Source organism: Bacillus cereus group sp. MYBK5-2, assembly GCF_051915685.1.
GTDB lineage: Bacteria > Bacillota > Bacilli > Bacillales > Bacillaceae_G > Bacillus_A > Bacillus_A cereus.
On the sequence record NZ_JBQAFE010000013.1, the window covers coordinates 82902 to 92195 of the forward strand.

Here is a 9294-nt window from a genome sequence, read left to right on the forward strand (position 1 = left end):
TAGCGATGGGGTACCGCCACACATCCATCAACCTAAGATTTTTAAATTACCCCCAAACAAAAAATTCACTTTTCTACAGTTAGTTATTTATGAGGATTCAGCCCGTTTTTTACATCTTGCGAGTAATTATTTAATCGTTGTCGTACTTCTGTTTAAATATAAATAAAATAAGTTCTATTCATCAAAAAAACACCCCTGATTTCCATTATTCATAGGAAATCAGGAGTGTTTATCGTTATATAAACCTTTTAAATTATTAATAAGTTTTCTTTTAAAATATAAATGGGTAAACAGATGAAAAAACTTCGACTGTTATATTATCCCTTATCTCTTAAATACAGGTGCTATTTTATCAATGCGATTTGTCCAAATTCCACCTGTATAATCATCAGGAAGGCGTTTTATATCTTCAGATGAGTCAAATCCACTTGAAAACCCAAACCCATTTCCTCCTACAATGATAACTCGAGTATCTGCTTTATCCATTCGATTAAGAAAACGATTTGGCCATCCCCAAAGCCAAGGAGCTACTTTGTCTGGTATATGTAATTCTCCATGCTTCAGGCTTGAAGGTATGTAGCCAGTCCACCCTAATGCCATATAAGTAATAAGATCTTTTTTCATGGTCGCTTTTGACATTATTCGTAAACTAGGGATGCGCTCTTTTATCGCAGCAATTGGTTTATCGCCACCATATACAGTTAGTTGATCAAGGCGCTTCGCTGGTAATTTCTTGAGGTAAGTAGCCAATTGTATTCCTTCATTTTCATCATCACTTTTAATATGAATAAGAAAAGAACGGTCTGGAAAATGGGTAAGTACTTCATCAAGTGTTGGCATAAGATTAGTCCCTTTGCCACGAAACGGGAATGTTTTACCCCCATCAGCTGTATAACCGTAACCAATATCAAGTGCTTGTAGTTCTTTTGTTGTAAAATCTCTTGTAACACCTTTACCATTGGTACGGCAATCAAGAGTCCAGTCATGAAAAATAACAAAATTATTATCTTTAGTTGGTTGAACATCAAACTCTACTAGATCAGCTCCAGCTTTAAATGCCGCTTCCATAGATGGAATTGTATTTTCTAAATAAGAATGTTCAGGTTTATTTATACGTTCTGCTGTACATGTATCGCTCTCAATCTCTTCCATGCTAAATGTTTGCGAAAGTCCTCGATGAGCAAGAAGAAGAGGAGTTCCATCGTCCCTCTTAGCAAAAAAAGAACTGTTATTTACATAAACAAATGCGAATAGGATAAGAATTATCCAAGTCGTTTTACGTTTCAATAACCTTTTTAGTTTGTTCATTGTATGCTCCTCTTAAATTTTGGTTGAAATGCCTTAAACAATTTTCGGCATTTAAATACTGGTAAATATTAAAGCCTATCTTATTTTTTCGCAATGGATATAATTGTTAATTAAAGGCTGGTACTATAATATAAAACGGGAGCAATAGAAATCAATTCAATAACCACCCAACCTTCAATAAGAATAGTTTTGAAAGATTTCTATGAGAATTTAATATAAATGGGTATTTGTAATATCCTATTATTTAAGAAACAATTTACTATATGTATATAATTATCTGACAGCATCTTAATCACCTTATTGAAGGATTAGAGGCCGTCTAAATAAAACTGGATAATAAATTAACATCATACCTACAAATGAGCAAACCAAATAAAAAATAGCCTCGTATTTTATTACTAGAGAAATATTATTATCAATCTTTTTTTCATCTCTTTTATATAACATTTTGAATAATACTCTATATAATAAATACCCAATAATTGCTCCCAGGGTGTTCATAGATAAATCATCAATATCTGTAATTCTATTATCTAGCAATTGACCTAACTCAATAGCCAATGAAAAACCGAATCCAGCATAGGCAGTACTTTTCATTCTTCTAAACTGCGGCCAAATAGTCGGCAATAAAAAACCTAATGGCATAAACAGTAAAATGTTTAAGACATAAGTAGTCATACCTTCAGAAGCAAATGGAATCAAGTTAATTTGATTTGCACGAATTAATGTTTCGTATCTACCTATGTCCCATATAGTCCCTATCTGCGTCACCTTATACACTAGTGAAAGGTAGAATAGAAAAACATACACCCATAGAAAATGCTGAATAGATATATTTTTTTTCATTTTAAAATAAAATCCAATTTGAAACATTATACAAAAAATAATAGTAAAAAAATAAGTATATAAATAATTAATCAAAACTCCTGAATGCATTTAAAATCTCCTAACTTAACATTGTAATCTATAACTTTGTCATTTTAGAATATAATTCAAAAACGGGTGGTCATAATCACCCCATCCATATTTTTTACATATATTTCACAAAATTCGTTCAATGGTATTTCAACGTCAATTGTCTTGTTTTGAAAAAAGGGATAATATGACATCGTATATTTCCCCCCTCAATACTTGCTGAAATGCTCTCTTCTTTTTTTAAATAATCCAGGTATTCTTCCAAGGCTAAATTCATTTTTTGCATAATCGTACTGTGAGGCAAACCGACATAGCGAATATGCCAAGGTTCATATTGAATACCTGTAACATCCGTTTTATCCGAGGGATAGCGTAAGATAAAGCCGTATTTTCAAGCATTTTTTTCTATCCACTTCCCTTCAGGTGCTCGGTCCATTTACGTTAAGCCTGATCCTACATCAAGTGATAAACCTGAATTATGTTCACTATAACCTGCTGGTAAGGATAATCAGCCCCCATCTCATGGTAAAGTCCACTTTGCTCATCAAAGTCACCATAACCACTATTAATTAAAAATTGATTAACGCCTTCCTTTACAACATTATTAATCATCTCTGAAAATTTTTTGCTATTTCTTTTGATAAATAAATATTTGTATTAAGCAGCCCGTATCCGTTTATCAATTCATTATGTTTAGATAAATTTACGATATCTGATTTCACACCCTCTTGGCGCATAGGATATTTACTGTTAATTAAGAGCAGATTCCCTTGATAGATGTGTTCTTTTACAATCTCTTTCTTTTGAATAATTAAGGTAGTCCCTGTATTATCTATGTTATCTTTGTGATTTTGATCATATTTTTGAACCTCTACTTTAATCTGAAAAAACAGTGCTTTATTCATGAAAGCAAAACCTAAGAAAAATAAAAATAACAATAAAAAACACCACTTCTTCATTTTCAGCTTCTTCCTTAAGTAAATGACTTGATGATAATGTCACGCTGATTCAACGCTGAAGATTTCGGATATGTAACTCTTAACGATTACTTTCTGCAAAGCGATGCTATATCTATATGTGGATACTCTATCCAGTGGTGTGTGCAGGAACATTAAAAACAGCAGATTGCTCATTTGACCCCATTCGCAAAAAGGAAAAGAAATATTTGTGTCACTCTTTTTCTAAACATGTAAGCTATTTTAATCCACGCATAAGTTATCATATCTTTCTTTGACGAAATAAAAAAAGCTCGTTCTTATGGTTTAAGTCTACCGCATAAGAACGAGCCATTTTTTAATATTAAATTGTTAATTTCCTAAGAAAAAGTAGAGATAACCTTAAGAATTCCTTAAGAAACAATGATTATTTTCTAAGAATCCCCTATATTAACCGAGTCTTGGGAGACTGGAAGTTCTACCGTGAAAGTCGTAGAGTTATCATTACTTTCCGCGTAAATCTGTCCGCCATGCTGAACAATGATTTCTTTTGCAATCGCCAATCCAAGTCCCGCGCCGCCCGTATCAGAAGAACGGGCATCATCCAATCTGTAAAACTTTTCAAATATGGTAGCGAGTTTTTCTTTCGGGATGTTTCCGGCGTTCTCAAAAACGATGGATACCACATCATCGGAGAGGTCCGCCGTAATGTCAATTACGCTGTCGTTCTCGCTGTATGCAGCGGCGTTTTTTAAAATATTGTTAAAGACCCTCGCTAGCTTATCAGGGTCACCAAATACAGTCAAATCTTCAGAAGCATGGAGTACCACCTGTTTCCCCTTCGCAGCAAGCTGGGGATAAAATTCATCAGTCATTTGCACCAGCATATAGTATAGGTCTATGTGCTTTTTCGTGAGCGTAATCGTTTGGAGATTATATCGCGTAATCTCAAAAAACTCGTCGATTAGCTGTTCCAGGCGATATGCTTTGTCTAACGTGATATGCACGTACTTTGCCTTTTGCTCTCTTGGCATGTCTGGTGCCTCGTCAAGCAAGATCAGATAACCGATAACCGATGTAAGAGGCGTTTTAATATCGTGTGCCAAGTACATAACAACTTCATTTTTCCTTTGTTCGGCCACCTTTGCATCATGCTCTCGCTTTTCAAGGGTTCGCTTTAATGTGTTGAGCTTCTGTTCCATGAACTCCATTTCCGCAGAAAGCTCAATTTGTTTATCTTCGTTCTGAATAAGTATATCAATACCGGTATTTATCTCTTCAAAGTATTTTACAAATTTTAAAAGCATAACTCGGCATAGAATAAGAATACTAATGGCAACCGCCACATAAATAAAAATTTCTATATTGTTCCGTATAGTATACTGATATATTATCATTGCGTCCCAACGCTCTAAATGATAACTGTTTTCCAAAAAACGTACGATCCACTCCCCAAGTGTCCCTTGGATAAATAGACGCACGAACAGCACAAATACAACTGCTGCCATGACAATCGTAAGGATATATTGGTAGAGTTTTCGTTTTAATTTTGAATAATCGATTTTTTTATTCTTATTTTTATTTTTCAATTTTATAGCCGATCCCCCATACCGTTTTTATATACTTCGGGTTATCAACCGTGTCGTTCATCTTTTCTCGCAGATGTCGGATATGCACGGTGATAGTGTTATTGCTCTTGCTGAAATATTCGTCACCCCATATCTCATGAAACAGCTGCTCAGAGCTAACCACATTCCCCTTGTTTTCACAGAGGATACGCAGGATTGAAAACTCGGTGGGAGTGAGAGATAACGGCTTCTCGTTCAGAGAACACTCATGCGTGCTTATATTAATGACAAGACCAGAGTGAACGATAACATTCTCGTTCTGTGCCGTTACTCCATTGTATTTTTTATATCGGCGTAACTGCGCCTTGACTCGCGCAATTAACTCTAGTGGGCGAAAGGGTTTTGTAATATAATCGTCCGCACCAATTGTTAGCCCTGTAATTTTATCTACTTCCGTATCTTTCGCCGTCAACATGATTATTGGATAGGTGTGCTTGTCCCTTATTTTTTGACAGATAGTGAGACCACTTACGTCGGGAAGCATGATATCCAATATTGCAAGGTCAAGCACATTCTTATCTATACATTCCAATGCTTCTTTGGCGGTATAGTATTTGAAAACCGTATAATTCTCGTTTTTCAAATATAGCTCAACCAAATCCGCAATTTCGCGTTCATCTTCCACAATAAGTACTTTATCACTCATGGTTACCAATCCTCCTCTATGGATGTGCTTTTTTCAATTGGAATCTTTTCCGAATAACGAGCCTATCATACCTATCCCTCCAAGTAAAGTCCTATTGTTGTATACAGACAGAGTCGGTTTCACAAAATAGATTTTTGGATTTACCCATTTATTAAGATTTAATTTTATGCCAAGAATAAAAGATCTATCGGACTCAAAATCATTTACAATAGATAGAGCAATATACTCTCCCTTTAGAAAAAGGAAACAATTCCGCCTTAAATTGACTTTGTATAATCTTAACTTGATAGCAATGTCTCGCTAGCCAAAATACAAATATCTTCTTCAAAAAAAGAAAAGCGGTAACTAATGTATGACTGTGATCTAGTTTTACCTAACTTGGATTGAACCTCCTTGTTGTAGATTTTTATTTTATTATTAATAATTACGGTACATGAAATTATTAATAATAAAATAAAAAAAGCTCCCCTCAAAGGAGCACATTACATTACAAAACACTTAAGAAATTCTTCTAATAACAGCTCTACTTAAGATTTGGAGTATGGTTATAACTCATCCACCCCTGTTTGTTACGATAAATCATTGGCCGAAGACTATTCTTTTTCTGTATATTATTTCAAACTCTTTAGATTTTTTCTTTTTGTGAAATTTACCTCAAAACAAATTAACTAGATAACAAAACGTAAAATAACAATGCAGCTGCCTCTTGTCGTTTCATACTTTGTTTTGATAGATAATCTGCTGATCCATCTTCATTTGAAAAAGAAATATTAATTTCGCAAATACCATCTGAATCTAGTCCTTTATCCGGGCAACAAAATCGATCTAGTCAAAACTTTAAAATTAATAGTTTACCTGTAGGTACCAAAGAATTAAAATGGGTTATTGAGCCTTCAGAAAAGGATTATCCTTCTATTATCTCTTTCAATGTAATGATTGACGTTCCCCTAGGAATAGATTCTACTCGTTGAAAAAACATTTCACATGGATCTAGGACTGAAGCTTACACAAATACTAAATATTATATTGCAAGTCCAATTGATGCCACTAGCAAATTCACAGTGAAAATATATGCTATTACAAATTAGAATATAAAGAATCCAAATGGAATTCCTTTTTGATGGAATACCATTCGGATTCTTTTTTGATTTTAATTCGTAAACATTAGGATGATGATTAAATTTATTAATATATCATTTAAACCATTAGATAATTCATGTTTGGAACGACCCTTACTTTTTAAAGAGAAATTCAAAATTGTTAACTACCTTTTCCATCTTATCATTTATTCAAAACTGGCTTCCAAAGCGATAAGGCAAAAATCCAATTTGAGTCACCATTTCCTTGATGATCTTGAACCGCTTCATACACTTTTCCCTCATGTACTACTCTATCACCCTTAGTATATGCTTTTCTTGCATCCCATTTTTCATATGTGGAATCCTCTGATTTTGTTGTTACATTCAAAACATCACTTCTACTAGATTCATTTCCAGCTAAATCAACCGCCGTCACTACATATTTATACGATGTATTAGCCTTCAAATCTTTATCCATAAAGGATGTATTAGCCGCTGTCCCAATTTTATTCATAACCCCAGCGCTTTCTCTATATACAATATAATGGTCAACACCTACATTATCTTCAGACGGACTCCACATCAAATCAACAGTTGTCGCTGTTGTACCCATACTATGTAATCCTTTTGGTTGAGTTGGAGCCTCTATATCTGGGATTGCATGTGTTGTCTTAACCTTTAGTTTTTCACTTTCTTTTGATATGTTTCCAGCAGAGTCTAATGCCTTTATTGTATAGGTATATTCCGTATCTGCTTTTAGTTTTTTATCAATAAAAGTTGTACCTGGTACCGTATCAATTACTTCGCCATTACGTAACACTTGATATTCCTTTACACCTATATTATCCGTAGAAGCCTTCCATGTTAGTGCAACACTATTGGCGGTAACTTTAGACGCATTTAATTCAGTTGGTTGACTTGGAGCTACTGTATCGGGAGTTTCATTATTTACTAGATTTACATCAATTACATTATAAAACGCATTTGACGTATCTGCTACATCCCATACAGCTAAAATAACATGATAACCATTGCGATCAGTTGGTACATTAATTGTATGTGTTAAATTATTTGATGCGGCAGAACCATCATGTTTCACAGTTCCAATTGGTTCTAATTCAGCACGTGTTAATGGTTTATTAGGATCCCATCCCTTTTTTGTAATGTAATAATGCCATTTACTTGTAGGATGTGCAGCTGTATATTTCCATGTAAAGGTATTTGCTCCACCCTTAATCGTGTTTTTGAACCAGCGATTTGATGTTTGTTGGTCAAGAACTCCTCCAAACAGTCCTCCTGCCGAAGCGATTTTTCCATCAATCGGTCCCCCATCTGGGAATCCTTTAGGTGCTTCTAGGCTTTGAGGTTCGTACATTATATTTCCACAATTTAAATTCAATGCTCCATAATTCTGACTACATAAAGCAGCACGGCTACTTGGCTTTTCAACAAATCCATGTGCATAAGCACTTTGAGGAATCATAGTAATAGCCGTTACCCCTGCAGCTAAAACACAAGCACCAATTCCTTTTTTACTTTTTCTTAATCTTTCTAATTTAGATGTTAATTTCAAATTCATTCTTGTCCCCCCAATATATTATTGTTATCGCTAATATAATAGCAATATAGAGATAAACGAACAAATTACTAATAAATATACTAATACCTCTCATACATTGGTACGTTTATTATTATTTTTAATCTCATTTAAAAATAAAGTAAATACAATTACGCTATTTTGTAACATTATGTATTTAAAGAAGAATAAAAACTTCGTTTAATTTCACAAAAAATTAAAATATTAAAACAGATAATTAAATCATGTAGGAAAAATAAATTTTTTATATTACAAAAAAGCAAAAAAAAGTCTGGAAGAAACCGATTATATCCGTTTCTTCCAGACTTTCACTTCTTTTATAACACTCACAAATCCTGTAACCTTAAACATATACACTTGAGGTTAAAACTCACATAACTAATATAACCTATATGTTAACTAGCTTCTAAATGTTAAAATTCATAAATTAATAGTAACAGACCAATTAAAACAAGCCATTTAGCAAACACATATAATATTCTTACTAATTCAATCTAACGCTTAATTACTTATAAAATGACTTAAGGTATCTAGCTTAACTGTATTTTCTTTATTAATAACCATTGTCAATCCTGCATTTCCTTACTTTAAACAGATCATCAAGAGATCGTTAATGTTTAAGGAAAACCATTTTTCATTATCATATTCTAAAAATTTATTATATTATTTTTATCTAATAAGGCACAGAAACAACGGGTAAACTTCAGTGTGCTTGAGAAATGTTCTTAGGGTGAAACGTTTAAAGGGTACTTTAATACTGAGTTTTTATTAAATGTTCCTGTACCTAATATTTAAATTAACGTATGTCAAAATATTTTACAATACGAGTGTTAAACGTTACATATTTCTATATAAAATGATACATTTCATCAGCACGCCTCCCTAATATTTATGCTAAATATAGAAAATTCAGCTCGTTAGGATTTAATTTTAGAATTCTCATAAAAGCATATGATAGATTAGGCACGTAATTGTCACAAATTAATAGTCTATCTACTTTTTAATTACCTATGAAAACTCTATTACCGCTTTATTATTTACTCCTAAACCAAAGCACATCTATACCTACAATTTCGTGAACTACCCGCCACTTAACGTCCTAACGGACTGTTTGAAGTGGGGGCTTCTCGGTTAGTCGTTACTTTTGGTAGCTAACGAATTCGTCCTAAGACAGCCGAGCTAACTC

5 protein-coding genes and 3 pseudogenes are annotated in these 9294 nt (G+C 33.5%); 2 read left to right on the plus strand and 6 right to left on the minus strand.

All coding sequences use genetic code 11. The annotated features are described in order from the left end of the window. Positions 1 to 324: 324 nt before the first annotated feature. From ACTFP3_RS27595 to vanR-A, 5 genes and pseudogenes are all read right to left on the minus strand, one after another. Positions 325 to 1308, minus strand: coding sequence for a glycerophosphodiester phosphodiesterase family protein (locus ACTFP3_RS27595; protein WP_440011880.1), 984 nt, complete (start codon positions 1306 to 1308; stop codon positions 325 to 327). Positions 1309 to 1605: 297 nt separating this feature from the next. Continuing rightward, entirely contained in the window at positions 1606 to 2244 is a 639-nt protein-coding gene (locus tag ACTFP3_RS27600) for a VanZ family protein (RefSeq protein WP_313755487.1), read from the minus strand. Positions 2245 to 2300: 56 nt separating this feature from the next. Further along, positions 2301 to 3182 (minus strand): annotated as a pseudogene (gene vanY / locus ACTFP3_RS27605) (VanY-A/VanY-F/VanY-M family D-Ala-D-Ala carboxypeptidase). Between the two features lie 410 nt (positions 3183 to 3592). Continuing rightward, complete coding sequence (gene vanS, locus ACTFP3_RS27610) at positions 3593 to 4747, minus strand: vancomycin resistance histidine kinase VanS (protein ID WP_440011882.1); 1155 nt, start codon at positions 4745 to 4747, stop codon at positions 3593 to 3595. Continuing rightward, on the minus strand, positions 4737 to 5432 hold the full coding sequence (gene vanR-A, locus ACTFP3_RS27615; RefSeq protein ID WP_001281108.1) for a vancomycin resistance response regulator transcription factor VanR-A: 696 nt from the start codon (positions 5430 to 5432) through the stop codon (positions 4737 to 4739). The genes vanS and vanR-A overlap by 11 nt, the downstream gene beginning before the upstream one ends. A gap of 100 nt (positions 5433 to 5532) precedes the next feature. On the opposite strand from vanR-A, the pseudogene ACTFP3_RS27620 reads away from it, so the two are divergent. Both ACTFP3_RS27620 and ACTFP3_RS27625 read left to right on the plus strand, forming a co-directional pair. Then, positions 5533 to 5664 (plus strand): annotated as a pseudogene (locus tag ACTFP3_RS27620) (Tn3 family transposase); the annotation flags it as partial. Between the two features lie 520 nt (positions 5665 to 6184). Next, a pseudogene (locus ACTFP3_RS27625) lies at positions 6185 to 6520 on the plus strand (phosphatidylinositol-specific phospholipase C); the annotation flags it as partial. Between the two features lie 193 nt (positions 6521 to 6713). Here the strand turns inward: ACTFP3_RS27625 and ACTFP3_RS27630 are convergent. Beyond that, on the minus strand, positions 6714 to 8090 hold the full coding sequence (locus ACTFP3_RS27630; protein ID WP_368937206.1) for a lytic polysaccharide monooxygenase: 1377 nt from the start codon (positions 8088 to 8090) through the stop codon (positions 6714 to 6716). Positions 8091 to 9294 lie beyond the last annotated feature (1204 nt).

Excerpts from the sequence above, each read along its gene's own strand:
- ACTFP3_RS27595 (WP_440011880.1), bottom strand. The coding sequence starts at position 1,308 with ATGAACAAACTAAAAAGGTTATTGAAACGTAAAACGACTTGGATAATT.
- ACTFP3_RS27600 (WP_313755487.1), bottom strand. The coding sequence starts at position 2,244 with ATGCATTCAGGAGTTTTGATTAATTATTTATATACTTATTTTTTTACT.
- vanR-A (WP_001281108.1), bottom strand. The coding sequence starts at position 5,432 with ATGAGTGATAAAGTACTTATTGTGGAAGATGAACGCGAAATTGCGGAT.
- ACTFP3_RS27630 (WP_368937206.1), bottom strand. The coding sequence starts at position 8,090 with ATGAATTTGAAATTAACATCTAAATTAGAAAGATTAAGAAAAAGTAAA.